Origin of the sequence: Pseudomonas sp., from assembly GCF_051660785.1 — a bacterium.
Lineage (GTDB): Bacteria > Pseudomonadota > Gammaproteobacteria > Pseudomonadales > Pseudomonadaceae > Aquipseudomonas.
In genome coordinates this window covers 63,478-84,485 of sequence record NZ_JBOFQE010000014.1, presented here as the reverse complement: position 1 = coordinate 84,485, position 21,008 = coordinate 63,478, and the positions used below count along the sequence as shown (strand labels likewise).

Here is a 21,008-nt window from a genome sequence, read left to right as displayed (position 1 = left end):
CGGCTTGCTGGCGATGGCGATTTTGAAGACGCCATCGCCAGCAAGCCGGCTCCTACAGGTTTTGCGGCGTTTTCCCAGTCAGCGTATTTCTGACAGGCACAAAAAAGCCCGACTCAATGGTCGGGCTTTTTCATTCCTGAAGCAGTGCTTATTTAGCACGGCCTTTGTAGGAACCGCCTTCGCGGGTATCGATCTCGATCATGTCGCCGATTTCGATGAAGTCAGCAACCGACAGCTCGGTACCGTTCTTCAGTTTGGCAGGCTTCATTACCTTGCCGGAAGTGTCACCGCGAGCGGAACCTTCGGTGTAGTCAACCTGACGCACGATGGTGGTCGGCAGCTCTACGGAAACCAGACGCTCTTCGAAGAAGATCGCTTCGCAAACATCGGTCATGCCTTCTTCAACGAAAGGCAGAACGGCTTCGATGTCTTCAGCGTTCAGCTCGTACATGGTGTAGTCGGTGGTGTCCATGAACGTGTAGGTGTCGCCGCTGATGAAGGACAGGGTCGCTTCTTTGCGGTCGAGGATTACGTCGTCCAGTTTGTCGTCGGCGCTGTAAACGATCTCGGTCTTGTAACCGGTCAGCAGGTTTTTCAGCTTGGTCTTCATGATCGCGCTGTTACGACCGGATTTGGTGAATTCAGCTTTCTGAACCAGCCAAGGATCGTTTTCGAGACGGATCACGGTACCGGGTTTCAGTTCTTTACCAGTTTTCATTGCGAATATCCGAATTTGGATGGGATTTACAAAAATCTAGGCCGCGTATCATATCCAATTTACATAAAACTGTACCAGCGCCGCGGCAAGATCCGCCTGCAAGGCCTGTTCCAGACACCACATCTCGGCGTGTTTTTGCAGCTCTGGCCAGTGTTTACAAGTCGTTCGCCAGTGGTCGGACACATCATGACCTGCATTCCACGCTCGCCAAATACCGCTGATCGCCTCGCTGGCGGGCCCGGACAGGCCTTTTGTGTAAAGAGTCAGGAAGGCGTCGAGCTTGTCCAGATGGATATCTTCGTCCTGCTGATAGATGTGCCAGAGCAGCGGCCGCCCTGCCCATTGCGCGCGGACAAAGGAATCTTCGCCACGTACGGCGTTGAAATCGCAACACCAGAGCAAGTGATCGTATTGATCCTGTCGGACGAACGGCAGGATTTGCACGGTCAATTCGCCGCGCACGTGCACCGCGCCAGCCGCCAGTCGATCGACGCCCAGCCAGCGTTCGACATCCCCGAGAATCCGCCCTTCGGGCACCAGCAGATGCGTGGGTATCGAATCGAAGGCCATCGCGTCCAGCCAGCTGGCCAATCCGGCATTTTCGTAGGCAAACAGTGAGATCAGCTGTGCATTCGGTGCGCGATCAATCCCCAGGCCTTGCAGGAATTCTCGCTGTGCCTCGGGGTTTTGCTGAAATGCGCTGCGACGTTCAAGCAAACCGTTCTCACGCAGCAGCCCCCCCGTGCCTTTCTGGAATCCAGGAAAGAAGAAGTACTTCTGTACGCTCTTGTACTTTACCGACGGCAAACCGTGACAGCCGATCACCCAGTCTTCAGCGCTCAGGTAGTCGAGGTTCATCCACAGCGGCGGCTTTTCCCGCGAGGCCATGGCCTCCATGTAGGCGCTCGGCAACTGGCAGGCGAACGCGGCGATCACTACATCGGCGGCTTCAGCGGGTTGCCATTCGATTGGCCACTGACGTACTTCCACACCTTGCTGCCACTGCTGCCCGGTATGGATGTCGATTTCAGGACAGATGCGTTCGAAGGCGCGCAGGTCATCGACCCACAACCGCACCGCCACAGCATGCTCGGCCACCAGCTGTCGGGCCAGTCGCCAGGTCACGCCGATGTCGCCAAAGTTGTCGACCACGGTGCAAAAAATATCCCAGCGGGTTTTCAATTCAGGCATTCCAGGCTCCCGTTGGCAAAGGCGCCGATTGTCCGCATAAATTACCTCGCGCAGAAGAGCCGACGGCGATTAATCTTCGTGCGACAATCGCCACTCGCCCGCGACCACCCGCCAGGAGGCAGCCATGCCCTACCGTCCCAACCCGCGCCGCCCGTTGCCGATTCAGCTCAGTGCGCTGCAATTGACCGGCAGCATTGCCCTCGGTCTGTGGCTTGGATTTCTCGCGATCGCGCTGACTTGCTGGGTCGCCTCGCGGCTGCTGTTCAGCGAGCAACTCGCACCCGTCGCCGCCGCGGTAGAGCAACTGGCCAAGCCGCCGGTGGTGGTGCAACCGGTGCCGGACATCCCGCCGCAAAGTCCGCTGTTCGAACAGTACGAAGAGAACCTGCGCAAGAACGAGCAGCAGCAACGCATGGATCAGGCCCGTAGCAGCGGGCGCAATCTGTCCAATCCGAAATGCCAGTTCTGGCTGCAACAGGACAAGACCGCGCCGAGCGAAAAAAGCCGCGCCAACGTCCTGCAATTCTGCGACTGACCATGAATAAGCAATCTGTCCACCAGTTGATTATCGACAAGCTTCGGATCGATCTCGACATCGCCGAGCGTGCCGCGCAAACCGCGTACGAAACCGCGACCCACGAAGAAAACATCGCCGAAAACAAGTACGACACTCTGGGCCTTGAGGCGTCTTATCTGGCGGCCGGCCAGGCCAGACGGGTGGAAGAAATCAGGCAGTCACTCACACTCTGCCAGAACCTGACCTTGCGCCCTTACGACGAACAACGCGGCATCGAAGTCGGCGCCCTGCTCGGCCTGGAAGACGAAAAGGGTCGTGAGCAATGGCTGTTTCTGGCCCCTGACGCGGCAGGCCTGAAAGTCGACATGGTGGGGCAGATGATCACCGTCATCACCCCTCGCTCACCACTGGGCAAAAGCCTGCTGGGCAAGTTTGAAGGGGACGAGGTGGAGATTCAGGTAGCGGGTGCTCGGCAACAGTTTGCTGTCACCGAGGTGATCTGAACAGGATCAGTGAACAGGCAGTTCGACGCCGTCGAACAGCTCTTCCAGTTCCTGTTTGTTGTGGCACTGGATGGCCTTGGCCATGACTTCGCGGGTCAGGTGCGGCGCGAACTTCTCGATGAAGTCGCACATGAAACCACGCAGGAAGGTGCCACGACGGAAACCGATTTTGGTGATGCTGGATTCGAACAGGTCGCTGGCATCGAGCATGACCAGGTCGCTGTCGAGTTTCGCGTCGACGGCCATTTTCGCCACGATGCCCACACCCAGCCCAAGGCGAACGTAAGTCTTGATCACGTCGGCGTCGGCGGCAGTGAACACCACTTTTGGCGTCAGGCCGCGATGGCTGAAGGCTTCATCGAGTTTCGAACGGCCGGTGAAACCGAACACGTACGTCACGATCGGGTATTCGGCCAGGGCTTCGAGGGTCAGCTTCGACAGCTTGGTCAGCGGGTGGCCCTGTGGCACGACCACGCAACGGTTCCAGCGGTAGCACGGCATCATCACCAGATCACCGAACAGTTCCAGCGCTTCGGTGGCAATGGCGAAATCCACGGTGCCGTCAGCGGCCATTTCGGCGATCTGCATCGGCGAACCCTGGTGCATGTGCAGGGCAACGTCCGGATATTGCTTGATGAAATTGCTGATCACCGGCGGCAATGCATAACGGGCCTGAGTGTGCGTGGTGGCGATCGACAGGGTGCCTTTCTTCTCGTTGGAGAATTCCTGGGCGATCTGCTTGATGCTTTCAACCTTGCGCAGGATCTCGCCGGCGGTGGTGATGATGCGCTCGCCGGCCGGGGTGACGCGGGTCAGGTGCTTGCCGCTGCGCGCAAAAACCTCGACGCCGAGTTCGTCTTCCAGCAGACGGATTTGCTTACTGATACCCGGTTGCGAGGTGTACAAGCTTTGGGCTGTTGCGGAAACGTTGAGGTCGTGGTGCGCCACTTCCCAGATGTAGCGCAGTTGTTGAAGCTTCATATGAATCCCTCAAAGCAGGTAGACGCCACGGGCATCAGCGACGGTATATAACTATATTAATGGTTTGAAGAATAAATCTAGAACTTTTTTGTCAAATTGCCACTATTCGTGTTCTAGCGATCGCCCTGACGACGACGTTCAACCAGCGGCACCAGATAGACCGGGACCCGCGCCAACTGCAACACCCGCGCAGCGGTCCGGCCCAAAGGCGTTTCCGCGCCAGCACCATGGCTATGACTACCTACGATCAACAAATCCACAGAGAGTTTCTGCGCCTGGTCGAGAATCACCTGCGACGGGTCGCCCTGCAGCACCCGCACCGCTTGAATCCGCTCCAGGTCCAGCTCCCCTTCATCCCCCAACTCTTCACGAAAGCTGTCGAGCACCCGCTGCTCGATGTTGGCAATCACCGTGCTCAGGCCCTGACTGTGAAACTCGTTCAAGGCTTGCTCATCGAGGTAACTCTGCAGCACCGATTCAGCAAACAACCCCATGGGCTCAACCGCGTGCACCACATACAAGTCGGCATTGAATGTCCGCGCCAACGCCAAGGCATGCTGCATCACCAACGGTGCATACAGACCGAGGTCAGTGGCATACAGCATCGAACGAATCATATGACCTCCTCGCGAGCCAACATGGCGGAGATTTGATTCAGCTTAGCAGTGCCTTGGCGAGTACGACGCTCGGCGTAACGCGTTGAACGGCGGGCTTAAACTTTTTGCTCGTTGCTTATGCCGTGGGGTACGTGGCCGGTGGCGACCACTTCACGAGCCAACTCGCAATGGCCGGCCTGATCATCGAAAAACACATCGGCGGCAAACGCTTCGAGGAACGCCGACTTGGTCAGGCCACCCAGAAACAGCGACTCGTCCAGACGAATGTCCCACTCGCGCAACGTGCGGATCACCCGTTCATGCGCCGGTGCCGAACGCGCCGTCACCAGGGCAGTGCGGATCGGACAGGCATCATCGGGAAACTCGCGCTGCAACAGATTGAGGGCGGCGAGGAAGCCTTTGAACGGCCCACCTCGCAAGGGTTCGCGGGCCGATTCACGTTCGCTGGCCTGAAACGCTTCCAGGCCACCAGACTGATAGATCCGCTCGGACTCGTCGGAAAACAGCACGGCGTCACCGTCGAAGGCAATACGCAGTTCATCGCTGGCCGCGCGGCTGGCACCGCCCGACAAAATGGTCGCCGCGGCGAACCCGGCATCCAGCGCACTGCGCACGTCTTCGGCATGGGTGGAGAGAAACAGGTCGCAGCCAAAGGCCTTGAGGTACGGATAAGGACTGCGCCCGCCGACAAACGCCGCACGGGAAATCGCCAGGCCATAATGATCAATCGAGTTGAATACCCGCAGGCCGGTGTCGGCGCTGTTGCGCGACACCAGGATCACTTCGACCCGCGCACGACCAAGGCTGGCGTTCAGGTTCAAGAGTTTCTGCACCAACGGAAACGCATCACCGGGCTCGAGGATTTCGTCTTCGTGTTCAATCTGATATTGCCGGTAGGCCTCGACGCCGCTCGACAAATAGACCTTGTGACTTTCGCTCAAGTCGAACAGCGCTCGCGACGAAATCGCCAGCACCAGTTTGTCGTCAATCGTCTTTGCCATGCCCTTCCCCCTCCGGTTGATCGACTTACGTGTTGCGTCGATCGATAAAACTCAAGCTGCGATACAAGGCTTCGATTCGCGGCAATTCACAGCCCGCCGCTTTGGCCGCCGCCAGAGGTCGCGCATAAATGGCCTGCAGTTCCAGCGGTCGTTTATGCAGAAAATCGTGGTACATGCTCGGCCAATAGTCGGGCATTTTCTCTGTCACCTTGAACAAATGGTCGGCATACCCGGCCGGGATGTCGTGACCGCAGGCGATTGCCCCCTGGACCACTTCGGCCATCAGCGCCTGAATCAGCTCCCGGCAGTCGGCATCGGCCATCAAAGGCGTGGTGCTGGCCCCAAGCAGAACCGACAGGCCGTTGTAAGGGATATTCCAGACCAGTTTTTGCCAGCGTGCCTGGTGCAGGTTCGGCATCGCCTGAGAGTCGATGCCGGCCGCGCGGAACAGTCCGGCGCCCTCCTCGACAATTGTCATTCGCGCCGGCTCATCGGCGGCGAGACCGCTGTGGTAACCGACATTCACTGCGCCGAGCGCTTGATGGGTGATAACGCCAGGCCCTTCACGATGGACGCAGATGAAACACAGTCCGCCGAGCAAGTGCAGGGAATCGGGAAGCAACTCGCGCAAGCTGTCTTCGACGTCCAGGCCATTTTGCAACAGCAAGACTTTGGCATTCGGCGCGGCGGCCTGAATGATGGCGGGCGCCAGGTCAGCGTTGCTGGTGGTCTTTGCACCGACCAGCAACCAGTCGCAAGCCGGCATGTCTTCGGCCGATGAATAGGCCTGGACCGGGTTCAATGTCAGCGCGCCGTGCACCGCACTGTCGACTTGCAGCCCGCGCTCGGCGACCGCTGCAAATTCACTGCGCAGCAAGAAATGCACATCGAAACCGGCACGCGCCAGCATCACCCCGTAGAACCCGCCGATCGCGCCGGTTCCGATAATACCGATTGTCGGTTTGGCAACTGCCCCCATCATGGCAACTCCTCTGCATCTCGACTGAGCGCCTGCCGCACGGCTTCATTGAGCCCGGTGCTGGTCAGGCGCGACTGTACTGGCCCGAAGAACTCGCCGTCGCGCACCACAAACAGCGCCGGCAAATGAAAAACCTGATAACGCTCGACCACCCCGCCATTGTCCCCGGCATCAATCCAGCACAGCCGGTCGATTGCCAGATCGAGTCTTGGCAATTGCTCGCGGGCAAATCGGCAACCGGCGCAGCCGACACTGGTGAAAATCACAAGCGACACACCGCTCATCGCCAGCAGCCGTTGGTCGGCGTCGAAATCGGTCAGTTCCAATTCGACCACTATACTGGGGGAAACAATGTCAAATGGCCGACACATGGAGTCCGTGCTCATGGGACGTTTTATTCCTCATCCTGATGATGTGCCCGTCGAATTAACGTTGCTGAAACCTGAGTGTATTTCACGACAACAGCTGCACACTATCAGTCTCGGGGGCATGGCTTGCAATTACCACCGCGCCTGGCGTCACGGTACGGCGCTGGAAGTGCGCATGCCGACCTTGAACCCCGATTTGCGTTTTCTGGGCTATGTGGCCTGGTGCCTGCGGCGCAAACGCGGTTACCTGGTGGGCATTGCCTTTGTTGACGAGCAGATGATGTTCAGTGCCCGGATGGGCGAGCAGGTGTGCCAGATCGAACGTTATTGTCGCCTGCATGACGCCCACGACGATCTGCAGGAAACCCAGGCGCTGGCCCTCGAATGGGTCCAGCAACATGCCGACGAGTTCTCCCACGACACGGTTCGCAAGGCATTTGCCCAGGCTGTGCTGGATTAAGGGAGGTTATCAATTCGTTGCGAATGCCCCTAAAACCGCTGTCTGCCCATTGTCGAGCCACGGTGTAACGCGCTAAGGTTCGGCTCCCCGACGCGCTTAATTTGCTGTGCTCCGCCGCGCGGGTTCGCTGGCGGCCGGCACCCGTGACCTGACGAGTAAACGATGGCTGATTTACCGATCAACGACCTAAACGTCGCCTCCAACGAGACCCTGATCACTCCCGATCAGCTCAAGCGTGATATCCCTCTGAGCGACGCCGCCTTGCGCACCGTCACCAAGGGCCGCGAAGTCATTCGCAACATTCTTGATGGCACCGATCACCGCCTGTTCGTCGTCATCGGGCCTTGCTCGATCCACGACATCAAGGCTGCCCACGAATACGCCGAGCGCCTGAAAGTGCTCGCCGCGGAAGTCTCCGATACGTTGTATCTGGTCATGCGCGTGTATTTCGAGAAGCCTCGCACCACCGTCGGCTGGAAAGGCTTGATCAACGACCCGTACCTGGATGACTCCTTCAAGATTCAGGACGGTCTGCACATCGGTCGTCAGTTGCTGCTGGACCTGGCCGAGATGGGCCTGCCGACCGCCACTGAAGCCCTTGATCCGATCTCCCCGCAATACTTGCAGGACCTGATCAGCTGGTCGGCCATCGGCGCGCGCACCACCGAATCCCAGACTCACCGTGAAATGGCTTCCGGCCTGTCCTCGGCTGTCGGCTTCAAGAACGGCACCGATGGCGGCCTGACGGTAGCGATCAACGCCCTGCAGTCGGTGTCCAGTCCGCACCGCTTCCTGGGTATCAACCAGGAAGGTGGCGTGTCGATCGTCACCACCAAGGGCAATGCCTACGGCCACGTCGTACTGCGCGGCGGCAACGGCAAGCCGAACTACGATTCGGTCAGCGTCGCGCTCTGCGAGCAAGCGCTGAACAAGGCGAAGATCAAGCCGAACATCATGGTCGATTGCAGCCACGCCAACTCCAACAAGGACCCGGCCCTGCAACCGCTGGTGATGGAGAACGTCGCCAACCAGATCCTCGAAGGCAACCAGTCGATCATCGGCCTGATGGTCGAAAGTCACCTGAACTGGGGCTGCCAGGCCATCCCGAAAGACCTCGCCGACCTGCAATACGGCGTGTCGATCACCGATGCCTGCATCGATTGGTCTGCAACTGAAAACACCTTGCGCAGCATGCACGCCAAGCTCAAGGATGTGCTGCCCAAACGCGCTCGCACCTGATCACGTTTCGCCGCACACAAAAACGCCGGGCTAAACCCGGCGTTTTTTTGTATTCGTATTTTGCGGTTACTGGCTCAGCTTGGCGGCATGCCGCTGGTGACGCTCCATGTAGCGTTCCACATAGGAACACGATGGAATGACGGTGTAGCCCATTTCCTCGGCGTACTCCAGCGCCTTCTCGGTCAAGGCTGCCGCGATGCCGCGACCACGCAACGCGTTGGGCACGAAGGTCCGATAGATATCCAGGGTCTGCTTTCCCAGGTCCATATAGGTCAGGTAGGCACGATGACCGTCCACATTGGTCTCGAACTGATGACCAGCCTGGTCATGGTGGATGGACAACGCCTCGCTCATCACTACTCCTCGCGGGTCTTGAATTCTGACCCCTACCTTACCGATGTTTTTCCGGCGAAGGAACATCTACGCCACCCCGTGCCTGAATGGACACCGAGAAGAGCCGCACCGATCTCGCGCAACCGGGCACGTATCAAATAGTAGGCACCAATGGCAGAAATGCTCAAGGTACGCTCGTCATCGCGCTCAGGGGGCGGGTGCTGCTCCGGGTTACGCAGGGACGGCTCGACCGGAGATATCCGCGGATCGATAGCCTGAACATTGCCGGATGTTGAGACTTAAGACGAACGCGAGCTCTTAAAGTCACCATCAAGATGGATAAAGATTATGAGAGCCACGACGCAAAATCCGAACAAAAGTATGGACGAATCCATATAGACAGACTTTAGCCAAGATTGAGAAAAACAGCTGTGAGTGCACGGAACTTTTTTTCGCCGCATCGCTCAGCGCGGGCCTCCCAGCTGGATATTTTTTAAACAATGCAGTTAAAAGTTGCTCGAAAAAGAATCAACGCCTACAATTTTTTTTGCTTCTTGCTACACGTCAGTTTACTTACTAGAAGTAATGGGTAGTATGTACGCCGGCTATTTCCTCACTCTGAGGAGACAGCTACTTAATAGAAAGTCCTTGAAGGGGAACACGATGAACAACGTTCTGAAATTCTCTGCTCTGGCTCTGGCCGCAGTTCTGGCTACCGGTTGCAGCAGCGTATCGAAAGAAACCGAAGCACGTCTGACTGCTACTGAAGACGCAGCAGCTCGCTCCCAGGCTCGTGCAGACGAAGCTTACCGTAAAGCTGATGAAGCTCTGGCTGCTGCTCAAAAAGCACAACAGACTGCTGACGAAGCTAACGAGCGTGCTCTGCGCATGCTGGAAAAAGCTAGCCGCAAGTAATAGTCCTTCGGGATTGTTATCAAGCCGACCCATTTATGGGTCGGCTTTTTTATTGCCTGATATTTCTTGCCGGCAATAAAAAACCCGCCGACGCGGCCTGCGTCGGCGGGTTCTTTTCAAACGTTACTGCATCGGGTCGACCGGTGTACTCGTCACCATCGGCGCCGAGGAGTTCGGCACTCCGATTTCAACCGGCAAGCCGTCTTCAGCGGCAACCACGTCACGGACCACATCCCAGTTCATGCGCAGGTTATTGGTAATGTCCTCACGCTTGAGCATCGCGTTGATCACCGCCGTGTGCTTGTCGACCACAGAAGGATTGCCCGCGTCATCCAGTGGTGTGTGCGCTTCCAGATAAACCTTGCCGCCACTGACGCCGAATTTGTACGGATCGCTGAGGATGCGTACCGACGTGCCGACCGGCACCATGCCCGCCATCTCCAGCACGTTGTTGTTGAACATGCGGAAGCAGCCGTGGCTGGTGCGCATGCCGATGCCGAACTTCTTGTTCGAACCGTGGATCAGGTAGCCCGGCGTGCCCAGGGTGAATTTGAACGGGCCCAGCGGGTTATCCGGACCGGCCGGCACCACGTTCGGCAGCGGATCGCCATCAGCGGCGTGCTCGGCCTTGATCGACGCTGGAGGGGTCCAGGTCGGATTCGGCGTCTTGGCGATGATGCTCGTATGGGCGATTGGCGAGCCCCAGCCTTCACGACCGATACCCAGCGGGAACGTGTAGACCACGTTGCGGCCTTTTGGGAAGTAGTAGAGGCGGTATTCGGCCAGGTTGATGACGATGCCTTCACGCGGGCCCGGCGGCAGGATGAAGCGCGTTGGCAGGACGATCTCGGTGCCTGCACCCGGCAACCATGGATCAACGCCCGGGTTGGCCGCAACCATTTCCGAGTAGCCCAGATCGTAAGTGGTGCCAAGGTCGGCGAAGGTGTCTTCGTACTTGGCCTTGATCACTTGCACCTGGCCGACGATGTCTTCACCGGGTGGTGGCAGGGGCAGCTCCAATGCGGCTACGGGGCCCGCCACACAAAGGGCGGCAAGAGACAGGCAGCGGGTAACGGCAGGAAAACGCGGCAACATCCGGAAAATCCTTCGCATGATCGACTAAGGGTATAAAAACGCGATTGTACACCGGCATCCGGAATTTCGGGGAGTTGGCCGATAGCAAGCTATCTTTGCCGCTTTACAGCTCGAATCGCAACTCTGGCCAGATCGGTGAGGTACCGCGCTTCTGCGATTCGAGGATGGCCCGGCACAGCGAACACAGGCGCTGGTCCTGGAACACACGACGATCGACACTCGACCAGCGCGGTTGCGCGGGCAGCAGGCTGCCACACAAGGTTCGATCGGCCGAGCCGCCCAGCTCCAGCTGACGGGTCACCAGATGCACTCGCACTTCCTGGCAGGCGAACAGATCCAGCTGTTCGTCAGGCTCGATCAGTTGGTAGGCAAAAAGGGACCAGGCAGGACGCGGCATCGGGGGCTCCAAATCGGGGGCGCCACCTTAGCCGAAACACCGCCGCTAGAAAAGCGTCAAAGCAGCGGTTTCAGTGTCGGCCAGACATTTTCCAGCAACTTGTCCTGAGCGCCCGCAGCCGGGTGCAATCCGTCGGCCTGCATCAAGTCTGGATGGCCGCCCACGCCGTCGAGAAAAAACGGCACCAGAGGGATTTTTTTCTCCTCGGCCAGCGCGCTGTAAACCTTCGCAAAGGCCTCGGTGTAACGAACGCCGTAGTTGGGTGGCAACTGCATGCCGAGCAAAAGCACCTTGGCGCCGCTGTCCCTGGAGCTGTCGATCATCGACGCAAGGTTTTGTTGCAAATTAGCCGGGGGCATTCCGCGCAGTCCGTCGTTGCCGCCCAACTCGAGGATCACCAGCTCAGGCTTATGCTCTGCAAGCAGCGCGGGCAGCCGCGCCTGGCCTCCGGCGCTGGTGTCGCCGCTGATGGAGGCGTTGACCACTTTATCGTCGAAACCTTCGCGCTTGAGCCGTTGCTCAAGCAACGAGACCCACCCCAAGCGGGTATCCAGGCCGAAACCGGCGCTGATACTATCGCCAACGATCAGGACTGTACCCGCCGCTGCGTTCTGGGCCATGCACATCAAGGCCAGGCCAGCACTCAAAAACCACACTCGCATCGGATTCTCCATGGGCGCAAGCATTCTCACCGCGAAGAACCTCAGCAAAGTGGTTCCCAGCGCGGAAGGTGAACTGACTATCCTGCACGAACTCAGCCTGGAACTGAACAAGGGTGACAGCCTGGCCATCGTCGGCGCCTCCGGCTCCGGCAAATCCACCCTCCTCGGTCTGCTTGCCGGCCTCGACCTGCCGAGCAGCGGTGAAGTCACCCTTGCCGGCCAGGGCCTGAGCACTCTCGATGAAGACCAGCGCGCGCGTATTCGGGCGGAACATGTCGGGTTTGTGTTTCAGTCCTTTCAACTGCTGGACAGTCTCAACGCTTTGGAAAACGTCATGCTGCCGCTGGAACTCGATGGCCGCAAGGACGCCCGTGAACGCGCCACTGAATTGCTCCAGCGGGTAGGCCTGGGCCAGCGCCTGACCCATTCACCACGCCAGCTCTCTGGTGGCGAACAGCAGCGCGTGGCGATTGCCCGTGCGTTTGCCGCCGAACCCGATGTGCTGTTCGCCGACGAACCCACCGGCAACCTCGACAGCCACACCGGTGAACGCATCAGTGACCTGTTGTTCGAACTCAACCAGGAAAGCGGCACGACCCTGGTGCTGGTGACCCACGACGAACGCCTGGCACATCGCTGCCGGCGCCTGATCCGCCTTGAAGCCGGCCTGCTGGTCGCCCCTCTGGAGCCTTGATGGCACGCCTGCCGCTGTTGCGCCTGTTCAGCCTTGCCATCCGCCAACTCCTGCGCGATGCCCGTGCCGGCGAATTGCGCGTGTTGTTCTTCGCCCTGGTGGTCGCCGTGGCGGCGAGTACCGCCATCGGCTACTTCGGTGCCCGCCTGAACGGCGCCATGATGCTGCGCGCCACTGAGTTCCTCGGCGCCGACCTGTTGCTTGAGGGCAGCTCTCCCGCGCGAACCGAACAGATCAAAAGCGGCACGGACCTGGGGCTCGAACACGCTCAAGTGGTGGAGTTCTCCAGTGTCATCGCCACTGACAACGGCATTCAGCTGTCCAGCATCAAGGCCGCCGACGAGGTTTATCCGCTGCGAGGCGAACTGAAAAGCGCCCCGGCGCCCTTCGCCCCGGAAGAAGCCGGTGGCGGACCGAAACCCGGTGAAGCCTGGGTCGAAGCGCGACTGTTGACCGCACTGGATTTGAAGATCGGCGACAGCATCGATGTCGGCCTGCGCACCCTGAAACTGGCGCGAGTCCTGACCTACGAACCGGACCGTGCCGGCAATTTCTACAGCCTCACACCACGCGTACTGATCAACCTCAACGACCTCGCCGCGACCGGCGTGGTGCAACCCGGCAGCCGGGTCAGTTACCGCGAACTCTGGCGTGGTAAAGCCGAGGCGCTGGAAACCTACCGTCAACTGATCAAACCCGGCCTCGCCGCCAACCAGCGCATCCAGGATGCCCGCGACGGCAACCGGCAGATCGGCGGCGCGCTGGGCAAGGCCGAGCGTTACTTGAACATGGCCAGTCTGGTGGCGGTTCTGCTGTCTGGCGTTGCCGTGGCGCTGTCGGCGACGCGCTTCGCCACCCGCCGCTTCGATGCCAGCGCCTTGCTGCGTTGTCTGGGCCTGTCGCGCCGGGAAACCATGGTGCTGTTCAGTTTGCAGCTGACGGTACTCGGCCTGCTCGCCAGCCTTGGCGGCGCCCTCCTCGGCTGGCTCGCACAGCTTGGATTGTTCGCGTTGCTGCATGATTTGTTGCCGACCGATGTGCCACCGGGCGGCCTGTTTCCCGCCATCGCCGGGATCGGCACAGGCTTGGTGGCCTTGGCCGGTTTCGCCCTGCCGCCGCTGGCCGCTCTCGGTCGAGTGCCACCGCTGCGGGTTCTGCGCCGGGACATGCTGCCGATTCCTTCCAGCACCTGGATGGTCTACGGCGCCGCCTTGGGCGCCCTCGGCTTGATCATGTGGCGCCTGAGCCTCGACCTGCTGCTGACCTTCGCCCTGCTCGGTGGCGGCGTGATCGCAGCGGTGATACTCGGCGGCCTGCTGTTGCTGCTGCTCAAAAGCCTGCGCCGAATGCTGGCACGCGCTTCGCTGCCCTGGCGCCTCGGGCTGGGCCAATTGCTGCGCCATCCTCTGGCGGCAGCGGGACAAGCCCTTGCCTTCGGTCTGATCCTGTTGTCCATGGCGCTGATCGCCTTGCTGCGCGGTGAGTTACTGGATACCTGGCAAAATCAGTTGCCAAAAAACGCGCCGAACTATTTCGCCCTGAACATCCTGCCTGCCGACAAACAAGCCTTCACCGATCGCCTGATCGAACTGTCAGCCCAATCGGCGCCGCTGTACCCGGTGGTGCCCGGCCGTCTGATCAGCATCAACGGCGAGCCGGTGCAGGAAATCGTCAGCAAGGATTCGGCGGGCGATCGCGCCATCCAGCGCGATCTGAGCCTGACCTGGGCAGCGGACCTGCCGGCGGGCAACAAGCTCACGGCGGGCAACTGGTGGAGCGAGCAACCAGCCGATGAGATTCCTGGCGTGTCGGTGGAAGGCAAAGTTGCCGAAAGCCTGAAGCTCAAGCTCGGCGATCACATGGTCTTTACCGTCGGCGGGGCCAATCGCGAAGCGAAGGTCACCAGCCTGCGGGAGATCAATTGGGATAACTTCCAGCCGAACTTCTTCATGATTTTCCAGCCAGGGACCTTGAAGGACCTGCCGGCGACCTACCTGACCAGTTTCTATCTGGCGGCGGGTCACGATCAGCAGATTGTCGACCTGTCCCGGTCCTTCCCGGCGGTGACTATCCTGCAAGTCGAAGCCTTGCTGGCGCAGCTGCGCAGCATCCTCGCCCAGGTCACCCTGGCGGTGGAGTACGTGCTGCTGTTTGTATTGGCAGCGGGGATGGCGGTGTTGTTCTCGGGCTTGCAAGCGACCCTCGATGAACGCATTCGTCAAGGCGCGCTGCTGCGAGCGCTGGGGGCTGAACGGCAATTGCTGGTCAAGGCCCGGCGGATCGAGTTCGGTTTGCTCGGCGCGGTCAGCGGATTGTTGGCGGCACTCGGTTCGGAACTGGTGAGCCTGGTGCTTTACCGCTACGCCTTCGACCTGCCGTGGCATCCGCATCCTTGGCTGTTGGTATTGCCGTTGATTGGCGCGGTGCTGATCGGCGGTGCCGGCGTGTTCGGTACCCGTCGCGCGCTGAACGCCAGCCCCCTGACAGTGTTGCGCGAGGGTTGATAGACTCAAGGCCTTCCCCTCACAAGAAGTTGCCATGAGCCGTTATCGCCCTCCCCGCACCGCTGGCACCGCGCTGATCACCCCCGAAGGTGAAGCGCGGATGCGGGCCGAGTTCCATGAGCTCTGGCATGTCCGTCGGCCTCAGGTGACGCAATCGGTCAGCGAGGCGGCGGCACAGGGTGATCGCTCGGAAAACGCCGAGTACACCTATGGCAAAAAGATGCTGCGCGAGATCGACAGCCGTGTGCGCTTTCTCACCAAGCGGCTCGAAGCGCTGAAGGTGGTCAGCGAAAAGCCCAGCGACCCGAACAAGGTCTACTTCGGCGCCTGGGTCACCATCGAAGATGAGGACGGCAAAGAATCACGCTACCGCATCGTCGGCCCGGATGAGCTGGATTTGAAACTGGGCCTGATCAGCATCGATTCGCCGCTCGCCCGCGCGCTCATTGGCAAGGCGCTGGACGCCGAGGTTCGGGTCCAGACACCGACCGGTGAGCAATGCGTTTACATCGTGGCGATCGAGTATCTCTAAGCCTCAGCGACGGGTAATCAAACCTTGCCGGGCAACCCGGGTCAGTTGCCTGATCACTTCCGGCGCGTCTTCAACACTGGGCGATTGAATTACCGCCAGATCAAAACTGTCGCTGGCAAATCGCGCCAGCGATTCACCGTCTTCGACAAACTGGATCAGGAACGCTGCAGGGCCGCCGGTACGACGTGGCCAGCCATCGAGATAACGCAGGAGCGTCGGCTGATGTTTGCCGCCAAGCAGGATTTTTGGATTGCGCTGGGTGAGATGTGCCGTGATCGGCGCGGGGCGTACAACGGGGCTTAGTGCATTCATTGGGTCGTGTCTCTGCCTCAAAAGTCTGCATGGCAGGTGAGAGGCAACACCGAACCAGCGCTTTAGCGGTATTTCGAAGCCTGTTTCAAGCTTCTATCGGCAACTGGATGAGTCACCTGGCGCCCCGCAAGTAGCTGTTTAAATCGGCGCATGAGCAGCATCCTAGAGAAGCTGACCGGACAGTGTCAAGAATGACGCGCAACAAAAAAGGCCCGCGCAATGCGGGCCTTTTCGTTGAGCCAGAGCGGTCAGTCGGCGATGGCGCGGTCTACCGACAGCTTGCCGGCACCTTCGATCAAAACCGCGATGCTGCCGCCGAGCAAAGCCAGGGCGAATTCATAACCGTTGTTGGACATGAACAGGCCGTGGCTGATGTGCACGGTGAAAATGGCGACCAGCGAAAGAAAGGTCAGTCCCAGTGCTGCCGGGCGTACCAGCAGGCCGATGATCAGGGCCAGGCCGCCGAAGAACTCGGTACCACCGGACAGAATCGCCATCAGGTGACCCGGTGCCAGACCCAGGCTTTCCATGTACTGCGCAGTGCCGGCAATGCCGTAGCCACCGAACATTCCAAACAGTTTCTGCGCGCCGTGAGCGGCGAAGATGATGCCGACGAAAATCCGCAGAACGGTCAAGCCGTAGCCAGCGCGGGTAAACAGTACCTTGTTGATCAGTGAGCTCATGCTGTGTCATCCATTGTGATTGTGTGTTGGTTGGCCGCTATATTAATCGATAAAACCAATGATAAAAGCGCAATTTTTGCGGCATAACAATCAGTTTAGTCGATCATTTCCGTGAGGCAACTTTCTGCCCCTGGGGCTCCAACGATTCCCTTTCACGATCGAACGCCAGGTAGTACTTGTTCACGCTATTAACATAGCTGACGGCGCCCATTCCCACCTGCTCCATGGCTATGCGCTCGACCTGGAAGAACCACTGATTGGGGTTCAAACCGCGCCGCCGGGCTTCGGCGCGCATGCCCTGCACCCGCTCCGGCCCCATGTTGTAGGCCGCCAGCACGAACGCCATGCGCTCGCGTTCGTTGAGCTTGGGGCTGGCGAAGAATTTGCGACGGATCATCGCCAGGTATTTGGCCCCGGCCTGCACATTGGCGTCGAGGTTCTGAATGTTGTTGACCCCGACCCGCTGGGCGGCAGACGGGGTGATCTGCATCAAGCCGGTGGGGCCGCTGCCGCTGCGGGCGTTGGGTTGCAGAGCCGATTCCTTGAACGCCAGCGCCGCCAGGTTCAGCCAGTCCATGCCTTGGGCATCCGCGTGCTTTTGCAGCACCGGGCGAAGTTTTTCCAGACGCTGGCGATCAGCCTTGGCCAATGGATAGTGCACTTGATACAGGCGTCGATAGATTCGCAGGAACGCAACGTCCTGGTCCGATGGTTTCTTGTAGGTGGTCAGGAAGCGATCGATGCTCGCGCGCAACATCGAGGCGTCGCGGCGCACAAACCAGAACTCTTCGCCCGGGTCGCTGATCGGCACCTGCTTGTCGAAGCGCAACTTGGGCAGGATCTTGCCCCAGCGCTCGGCAATCGGTTGTTCGACAATAGTCAGGTGAAAGATCCCGCCCTGGACCATTTCCAGCACATCTTCGACCGCCAGACTGGGGTCGACCCATTCAATTTTCACTGGCGCCAGTTTGTGCAGGGCGAGCTTCGAATTGATCTGACTGACCGCGTCCCCGGCGGCACTGCCGGTGGGCAGCGCCAGGGTTTTGCCCGAAAGTTGTTCGACCCGGGTGTAACGGCGCTCACCTTTGATGCCCACCAGCACCAACGGAATGTTGCTGGCAATCGGTTCGCTGCTGCTGACCGCGTGGCCCGGTTGCAAGTCGAGCAGCTCACCCGGCGCGACCAGGTCACCCTCCCCGCGCTGCAAGGCACCGAGCAGTTGGTCCTTGGCTTTGGGAATGATCTTGAGGGTGATTTCCTGACCGTCACGGGCGTGACCGTTCAGGTATTGCTCGAAGGCACGCAGGCGGTGGTATTCGACGCCGATGGCCTGGCCCTGGACTTCGCCGGAGCTGTTGCGGCTCTGGTTGACCAGCACCCGCAACACGCGACTGCTGCGAATCTCTGCCAGATCACGGACCTTGGCCGCCGGCACGGCTTGCAGCGGGCCGGCCAGACGCGCAACCGCCGGCATCGGCAGCAGTAACGAACAACACAGCAGTAGCAACATCGAGGGACGTATCATCCACTCTCCGGAAAGAATACTGGGTCGATCTCAAGAATTTTCGTGAAATCGAACGACAGAAACAGAGCGCCTTGAGCGCTGACAAAGTGCGAAAGACTGGCACAGTGATGGCACCCTGGCCACCCCGGCGTGTCTCGCGGCATCAAGAGACAGCTTTAACTCGTTGTAGTTCTTGGCTTTTCTTATAAATCTACAGCTCTGATATGCTTTCCGGCCTTTGGTCCGAGGTAGCACCATGCAACTCATCGATATCGGCGTCAACCTGACCAACCCCAGTTTTGGTGATAAGCACCAGGCCGTACTCGATCGCGCGTATGCCGCGGGGGTCTGCCAATTGGTCCTGACCGGCACCAGTGTCGAAGGCAGCGAGCAGGCGCTGGAGCTGTGCCGGCAGCTGGACGAAACAGCCCAGCGGTTGTTCGCCACCGCGGGCATTCACCCGCACTCGGCCAGCGACTGGAACGCCGACAGCGCCCGGCAACTGCGCAGTTTGCTCAAGGAGCCCAACGTGGTGGCGGTGGGTGAATGCGGGCTGGATTTCAATCGCGATTTCTCCCCGCGCCCACAGCAGGAAAAAGTCCTCGAAGAACACCTGGCGTTAGCCGTCGACCTGCAATTGCCGGTGTTCCTCCACGAGCGCGATGCCAGTCAGCGACTGCTGGAAATCCTCCGTGATTACCGTGATCAGCTGCCGGCCGCGGTGGTGCATTGCTTCACCGGGGAAAAGAAGGCGCTGTTCAGTTACCTGGACCTGGATTTGCACATTGGCATCACCGGCTGGATCTGCGACGAGCGCCGGGGCACGCACCTGCATCCGCTGGTGAAAGAGATCAAGCGCGGGCGTTTGATGCTGGAGAGCGATGCGCCCTACCTGCTGCCGCGCAGCTTGCGACCCAAGCCGAAAAACGGTCGCAATGAACCGGCGTATTTGACGGAAGTGCTGCGCGAAGTGGCGTTGCATCGGAGTGAAACGGAAGAAGATCTGGCCGCCCACACCACCGCCTGCGCTCGGGCGTTCTACGCCCTGCCCTCCATCCCCCAATAACCACAAATCCTCCTGTAGGAGCGAGCCTGCTCGCGATAGCGCCCTGTCAGTCACCTCAATGTTGGATGTGCCGACGCTATCGCGAGCAGGCTCGCTCCCACAGGGGATTGTGATGATGATTGATCCACATCAAGTCCGGAATCCCTGCATAGCGGCACAATGCTGGCACCTTGCCAATGCTGTTTCCGCTATCAGAGAAGACCTCCATGGGTGCCTGGCTTAGCAACATCTCGCTGAAATACAAATTCTGGGCGGTCAATGCGGTCGCCTTTTTCACCACCCTCCTGCTTGTGTTGTACGCCGTGCAGCTCGAACAACAGGCCCGCAACCATGCCTCTCAAGCAGCGGCTCAGGCGCAGGCACGCTTGCTCAATGCCTGGCCTGCCGGGCAACCGTTGCCCAACTCCGAAAACCTGCTGACCTTCAGTCGCGGGCAGGCGCCGTTGCTGAACCAGCAGCCGGTGCTGGAACTGGCCGATGCCCATGGCTGGGTCGAGATCAACGCCATGCCGCTGTTCGGCGACAACCCATTGATGGGCGCCGAAGTGTTGTCTCGTCCTGACGGTCATCAGATCGCGGTCATCGCTTATGGCCCGAGCCTGAGCCAGGTGTTCAGTGAACGTTTCGCCAACTACGCGGTGGCGGTGTTCATCCTGATGCTGGCGATGCTCGGTGCGTCGCAACTGTTGATCCGCTTCCTGCTGAGTCAGCTCAACACCTTGAAAGACGTGATGCTTCACGTCGAGAAAACCGGCGACCTGTCATCCCGTGTGCCGCTGGCCGGCAAGGACGAAGTCGGGCAGATGGCCCATGCCTTCAACGCGATGCAGGCCGGATACCAGCGAGTGGTCAACACCGTCGCCAGCACCGCCCGGCATCTGGATGTCGGCGCGGCGCGACTGGCCTCGAGCATGAACGAGGTGCGTCACGGCATGCTCGGCCAGCAAAGCGAAACCGATCAGGCCGCCACGGCGATCAACGAAATGACCGCCACCGTCTACCACATCGCCCAGCACGCCGGCGCCACCCGCGACCTCTCGCAAACTGCTGACATGTTGGCCGGCAGCGGGCAGGAAGTGGTCAGTCGGGTGCAGAAATCCATCGCCGGATTGTCCAGCGGGGTGCAGCAGACAGCCGAGATGATCCAGCGCCTCGCCGAGGACAGCCAGAAAATCAACGGCGTGGTCGGCGTGATTCACAGCATTGCCGAGCAGACCAATCTGCTGGCGCTGAATGCCGCGATTGAAGCGGCGCGGGCCGGCGAAATGGGCCGCGGTTTTGCAGTGGTCGCCGATGAAGTGCGCAACCTGGCCAAGCGCGTACAAACCTCGACTGACGAGATCACCATTATGGTGTCCGCGCTGCAGGCCGGGACTCGGGACGCGGTGGACTTCATGCAGGAAAGCTCGTTCAAGGCCGATGACTGCGTGCAACAGGCCCAAGAGGCTGGCGTCGCATTGGCGCAAATCACCAGCGCGGTGGCGCAGATGCGCGAAAGCAATACGCAGATTGCGGTGGCGGCCGAGCAGCAGAGTCAGGTCGCGGAAGAGATGAACCGGGCGGTGGTGAGTATTCGCGATGTGACCGAGAACACCGTGCAGCAGACGGTGGATTCGGCGACGACCAGTAATGAGTTGGCGGCGTTGGCGGGGGAACTGAACAAGGCGATCGGGCAACTCAAGCTTTGAGGGCCCCATCGTCGGAACGCCGCCCGGAGCCGGCTCGCTCCCACAGGGG

Annotated in this window: 24 protein-coding genes; 10 read left to right on the top strand and 14 right to left on the bottom strand. The window is 59.8% G+C overall.

From position 1 onward, the window contains the following. Positions 1-148: 148 nt before the first annotated feature. Positions 149-718 (bottom strand): elongation factor P, encoded by a 570-nt coding sequence (locus ACRC4F_RS04150; RefSeq protein ID WP_007943632.1) that lies wholly within the window; start codon positions 716-718, stop codon positions 149-151. A gap of 48 nt (positions 719-766) precedes the next feature. After that, positions 767-1,909 carry an elongation factor P maturation arginine rhamnosyltransferase EarP gene (gene earP, locus ACRC4F_RS04145; protein ID WP_438658205.1) on the bottom strand — a complete coding sequence of 381 codons (1,143 nt, stop codon included), beginning with the start codon at positions 1,907-1,909 and terminating at the stop codon, positions 767-769. 124 nt (positions 1,910-2,033) lie between these two features. On the opposite strand from earP, the gene ACRC4F_RS04140 reads away from it, so the two are divergent. Both ACRC4F_RS04140 and ACRC4F_RS04135 read left to right on the top strand, forming a co-directional pair. Further along, positions 2,034-2,444 carry a hypothetical protein gene (locus ACRC4F_RS04140; protein WP_438658204.1) on the top strand — a complete coding sequence of 137 codons (411 nt, stop codon included), beginning with the start codon at positions 2,034-2,036 and terminating at the stop codon, positions 2,442-2,444. Between the two features lie 2 nt (positions 2,445-2,446). Next, positions 2,447-2,929 carry a GreA/GreB family elongation factor gene (locus ACRC4F_RS04135; protein ID WP_438658203.1) on the top strand — a complete coding sequence of 161 codons (483 nt, stop codon included), beginning with the start codon at positions 2,447-2,449 and terminating at the stop codon, positions 2,927-2,929. A gap of 6 nt (positions 2,930-2,935) precedes the next feature. On the opposite strand, the gene cysB is transcribed toward ACRC4F_RS04135, so the two are convergent. The 5 genes from cysB to ACRC4F_RS04110 form a co-directional block, all read right to left on the bottom strand. Beyond that, positions 2,936-3,910: an HTH-type transcriptional regulator CysB gene (cysB, locus tag ACRC4F_RS04130; protein WP_008148549.1), complete on the bottom strand. Its 975-nt coding sequence runs from the start codon at positions 3,908-3,910 to the stop codon at positions 2,936-2,938. A 113-nt stretch (positions 3,911-4,023) separates the two neighbouring features. Then, on the bottom strand, positions 4,024-4,527 hold the full coding sequence (locus tag ACRC4F_RS04125; protein WP_438658202.1) for a universal stress protein: 504 nt from the start codon (positions 4,525-4,527) through the stop codon (positions 4,024-4,026). Between the two features lie 95 nt (positions 4,528-4,622). Then, entirely contained in the window at positions 4,623-5,528 is a 906-nt protein-coding gene (locus ACRC4F_RS04120) for a 5'-nucleotidase (protein ID WP_109633637.1), read from the bottom strand. A 25-nt stretch (positions 5,529-5,553) separates the two neighbouring features. Then, positions 5,554-6,510 carry a putative 2-dehydropantoate 2-reductase gene (locus ACRC4F_RS04115; protein WP_438658201.1) on the bottom strand — a complete coding sequence of 319 codons (957 nt, stop codon included), beginning with the start codon at positions 6,508-6,510 and terminating at the stop codon, positions 5,554-5,556. Continuing rightward, positions 6,507-6,893 (bottom strand): thioredoxin family protein, encoded by a 387-nt coding sequence (locus ACRC4F_RS04110; RefSeq protein ID WP_438658200.1) that lies wholly within the window; start codon positions 6,891-6,893, stop codon positions 6,507-6,509. The genes ACRC4F_RS04115 and ACRC4F_RS04110 overlap by 4 nt, the downstream gene beginning before the upstream one ends. On the opposite strand from ACRC4F_RS04110, the gene ACRC4F_RS04105 reads away from it, so the two are divergent. Together ACRC4F_RS04105 and ACRC4F_RS04100 are read left to right on the top strand one after the other, a co-directional pair. Next, positions 6,892-7,335: a PilZ domain-containing protein gene (locus ACRC4F_RS04105; protein ID WP_438658199.1), complete on the top strand. Its 444-nt coding sequence runs from the start codon at positions 6,892-6,894 to the stop codon at positions 7,333-7,335. The genes ACRC4F_RS04110 and ACRC4F_RS04105 overlap by 2 nt on opposite strands. Before the next feature lie 162 nt (positions 7,336-7,497). Then, positions 7,498-8,574, top strand: a complete 1,077-nt coding sequence (locus ACRC4F_RS04100; protein WP_017339811.1) for a 3-deoxy-7-phosphoheptulonate synthase — start codon at positions 7,498-7,500, stop codon at positions 8,572-8,574. A gap of 66 nt (positions 8,575-8,640) precedes the next feature. Here ACRC4F_RS04100 and ACRC4F_RS04095 read toward each other — a convergent pair whose 3' ends face one another. Beyond that, positions 8,641-8,928 (bottom strand): GNAT family N-acetyltransferase, encoded by a 288-nt coding sequence (locus ACRC4F_RS04095; protein ID WP_008057026.1) that lies wholly within the window; start codon positions 8,926-8,928, stop codon positions 8,641-8,643. Between the two features lie 642 nt (positions 8,929-9,570). On the opposite strand from ACRC4F_RS04095, the gene oprI reads away from it, so the two are divergent. Next, a complete protein-coding gene (oprI, locus tag ACRC4F_RS04090) occupies positions 9,571-9,822 on the top strand; it encodes an outer membrane lipoprotei OprI (RefSeq protein ID WP_003172710.1) in 252 nt (83 codons plus the stop codon). Positions 9,823-9,945: 123 nt separating this feature from the next. Here oprI and ACRC4F_RS04085 read toward each other — a convergent pair whose 3' ends face one another. From ACRC4F_RS04085 to ACRC4F_RS04075, 3 genes are all read right to left on the bottom strand, one after another. Then, complete coding sequence (locus ACRC4F_RS04085; RefSeq protein ID WP_438658198.1) at positions 9,946-10,917, bottom strand: L,D-transpeptidase family protein; 972 nt, start codon at positions 10,915-10,917, stop codon at positions 9,946-9,948. 103 nt (positions 10,918-11,020) lie between these two features. Then, positions 11,021-11,314 carry a hypothetical protein gene (locus tag ACRC4F_RS04080; protein WP_003226812.1) on the bottom strand — a complete coding sequence of 98 codons (294 nt, stop codon included), beginning with the start codon at positions 11,312-11,314 and terminating at the stop codon, positions 11,021-11,023. A 56-nt stretch (positions 11,315-11,370) separates the two neighbouring features. Further along, the gene (locus ACRC4F_RS04075) at positions 11,371-11,976 is read right to left on the bottom strand and encodes an arylesterase (RefSeq protein ID WP_219095325.1); all 606 of its coding nucleotides are present in this window, start codon (positions 11,974-11,976) and stop codon (positions 11,371-11,373) included. 10 nt (positions 11,977-11,986) lie between these two features. Between ACRC4F_RS04075 and ACRC4F_RS04070 the strand changes: the two genes are divergently transcribed. The 3 genes from ACRC4F_RS04070 to greB are packed head-to-tail and all read left to right on the top strand — an operon-like array spanning position 11,987 to position 15,706. Beyond that, positions 11,987-12,670, top strand: a complete 684-nt coding sequence (locus ACRC4F_RS04070; RefSeq protein ID WP_438658197.1) for an ABC transporter ATP-binding protein — start codon at positions 11,987-11,989, stop codon at positions 12,668-12,670. Further along, positions 12,670-15,174 carry an ABC transporter permease gene (locus ACRC4F_RS04065; RefSeq protein ID WP_438658196.1) on the top strand — a complete coding sequence of 835 codons (2,505 nt, stop codon included), beginning with the start codon at positions 12,670-12,672 and terminating at the stop codon, positions 15,172-15,174. The genes ACRC4F_RS04070 and ACRC4F_RS04065 overlap by 1 nt, the downstream gene beginning before the upstream one ends. 34 nt (positions 15,175-15,208) lie before the next feature. Next, a complete protein-coding gene (greB, locus tag ACRC4F_RS04060) occupies positions 15,209-15,706 on the top strand; it encodes a transcription elongation factor GreB (RefSeq protein WP_033057207.1) in 498 nt (165 codons plus the stop codon). Positions 15,707-15,709: 3 nt separating this feature from the next. Here greB and ACRC4F_RS04055 read toward each other — a convergent pair whose 3' ends face one another. The 3 genes from ACRC4F_RS04055 to ACRC4F_RS04045 form a co-directional block, all read right to left on the bottom strand. Beyond that, positions 15,710-16,018, bottom strand: a complete 309-nt coding sequence (locus ACRC4F_RS04055) for a class I SAM-dependent methyltransferase (protein WP_438658195.1) — start codon at positions 16,016-16,018, stop codon at positions 15,710-15,712. 248 nt (positions 16,019-16,266) lie between these two features. After that, positions 16,267-16,701 carry a DoxX family protein gene (locus ACRC4F_RS04050; RefSeq protein WP_438658194.1) on the bottom strand — a complete coding sequence of 145 codons (435 nt, stop codon included), beginning with the start codon at positions 16,699-16,701 and terminating at the stop codon, positions 16,267-16,269. Between the two features lie 103 nt (positions 16,702-16,804). Next, positions 16,805-18,226, bottom strand: coding sequence for a transglycosylase SLT domain-containing protein (locus ACRC4F_RS04045; protein WP_438658193.1), 1,422 nt, complete (start codon positions 18,224-18,226; stop codon positions 16,805-16,807). A 235-nt stretch (positions 18,227-18,461) separates the two neighbouring features. Between ACRC4F_RS04045 and ACRC4F_RS04040 the strand changes: the two genes are divergently transcribed. Beyond that, positions 18,462-19,271 (top strand): TatD family hydrolase, encoded by an 810-nt coding sequence (locus tag ACRC4F_RS04040; RefSeq protein ID WP_438658192.1) that lies wholly within the window; start codon positions 18,462-18,464, stop codon positions 19,269-19,271. A gap of 206 nt (positions 19,272-19,477) precedes the next feature. Next, positions 19,478-20,959, top strand: coding sequence for a methyl-accepting chemotaxis protein (locus ACRC4F_RS04035; RefSeq protein ID WP_438658191.1), 1,482 nt, complete (start codon positions 19,478-19,480; stop codon positions 20,957-20,959). Positions 20,960-21,008 lie beyond the last annotated feature (49 nt).

Bases quoted from the DNA above. Each gene is read 5' to 3' on its own strand.
- ACRC4F_RS04150 (WP_007943632.1), bottom strand. From the start codon at position 718: ATGAAAACTGGTAAAGAACTGAAACCCGGTACCGTGATCCGTCTCGAA.
- earP (WP_438658205.1), bottom strand. From the start codon at position 1,909: ATGCCTGAATTGAAAACCCGCTGGGATATTTTTTGCACCGTGGTCGAC.
- ACRC4F_RS04140 (WP_438658204.1), top strand. From the start codon at position 2,034: ATGCCCTACCGTCCCAACCCGCGCCGCCCGTTGCCGATTCAGCTCAGT.
- ACRC4F_RS04135 (WP_438658203.1), top strand. From the start codon at position 2,447: ATGAATAAGCAATCTGTCCACCAGTTGATTATCGACAAGCTTCGGATC.
- cysB (WP_008148549.1), bottom strand. From the start codon at position 3,910: ATGAAGCTTCAACAACTGCGCTACATCTGGGAAGTGGCGCACCACGAC.
- ACRC4F_RS04125 (WP_438658202.1), bottom strand. From the start codon at position 4,527: ATGATTCGTTCGATGCTGTATGCCACTGACCTCGGTCTGTATGCACCG.
- ACRC4F_RS04120 (WP_109633637.1), bottom strand. From the start codon at position 5,528: ATGGCAAAGACGATTGACGACAAACTGGTGCTGGCGATTTCGTCGCGA.
- ACRC4F_RS04115 (WP_438658201.1), bottom strand. From the start codon at position 6,510: ATGATGGGGGCAGTTGCCAAACCGACAATCGGTATTATCGGAACCGGC.
- ACRC4F_RS04105 (WP_438658199.1), top strand. From the start codon at position 6,892: ATGGGACGTTTTATTCCTCATCCTGATGATGTGCCCGTCGAATTAACG.
- ACRC4F_RS04110 (WP_438658200.1), bottom strand. From the start codon at position 6,893: ATGAGCACGGACTCCATGTGTCGGCCATTTGACATTGTTTCCCCCAGT.
- ACRC4F_RS04100 (WP_017339811.1), top strand. From the start codon at position 7,498: ATGGCTGATTTACCGATCAACGACCTAAACGTCGCCTCCAACGAGACC.
- ACRC4F_RS04095 (WP_008057026.1), bottom strand. From the start codon at position 8,928: ATGAGCGAGGCGTTGTCCATCCACCATGACCAGGCTGGTCATCAGTTC.
- oprI (WP_003172710.1), top strand. From the start codon at position 9,571: ATGAACAACGTTCTGAAATTCTCTGCTCTGGCTCTGGCCGCAGTTCTG.
- ACRC4F_RS04085 (WP_438658198.1), bottom strand. From the start codon at position 10,917: ATGTTGCCGCGTTTTCCTGCCGTTACCCGCTGCCTGTCTCTTGCCGCC.
- ACRC4F_RS04080 (WP_003226812.1), bottom strand. From the start codon at position 11,314: ATGCCGCGTCCTGCCTGGTCCCTTTTTGCCTACCAACTGATCGAGCCT.
- ACRC4F_RS04075 (WP_219095325.1), bottom strand. From the start codon at position 11,976: ATGCGAGTGTGGTTTTTGAGTGCTGGCCTGGCCTTGATGTGCATGGCC.
- ACRC4F_RS04070 (WP_438658197.1), top strand. From the start codon at position 11,987: ATGGGCGCAAGCATTCTCACCGCGAAGAACCTCAGCAAAGTGGTTCCC.
- ACRC4F_RS04065 (WP_438658196.1), top strand. From the start codon at position 12,670: ATGGCACGCCTGCCGCTGTTGCGCCTGTTCAGCCTTGCCATCCGCCAA.
- greB (WP_033057207.1), top strand. From the start codon at position 15,209: ATGAGCCGTTATCGCCCTCCCCGCACCGCTGGCACCGCGCTGATCACC.
- ACRC4F_RS04055 (WP_438658195.1), bottom strand. From the start codon at position 16,018: ATGAATGCACTAAGCCCCGTTGTACGCCCCGCGCCGATCACGGCACAT.
- ACRC4F_RS04050 (WP_438658194.1), bottom strand. From the start codon at position 16,701: ATGAGCTCACTGATCAACAAGGTACTGTTTACCCGCGCTGGCTACGGC.
- ACRC4F_RS04045 (WP_438658193.1), bottom strand. From the start codon at position 18,226: ATGATACGTCCCTCGATGTTGCTACTGCTGTGTTGTTCGTTACTGCTG.
- ACRC4F_RS04040 (WP_438658192.1), top strand. From the start codon at position 18,462: ATGCAACTCATCGATATCGGCGTCAACCTGACCAACCCCAGTTTTGGT.
- ACRC4F_RS04035 (WP_438658191.1), top strand. From the start codon at position 19,478: ATGGGTGCCTGGCTTAGCAACATCTCGCTGAAATACAAATTCTGGGCG.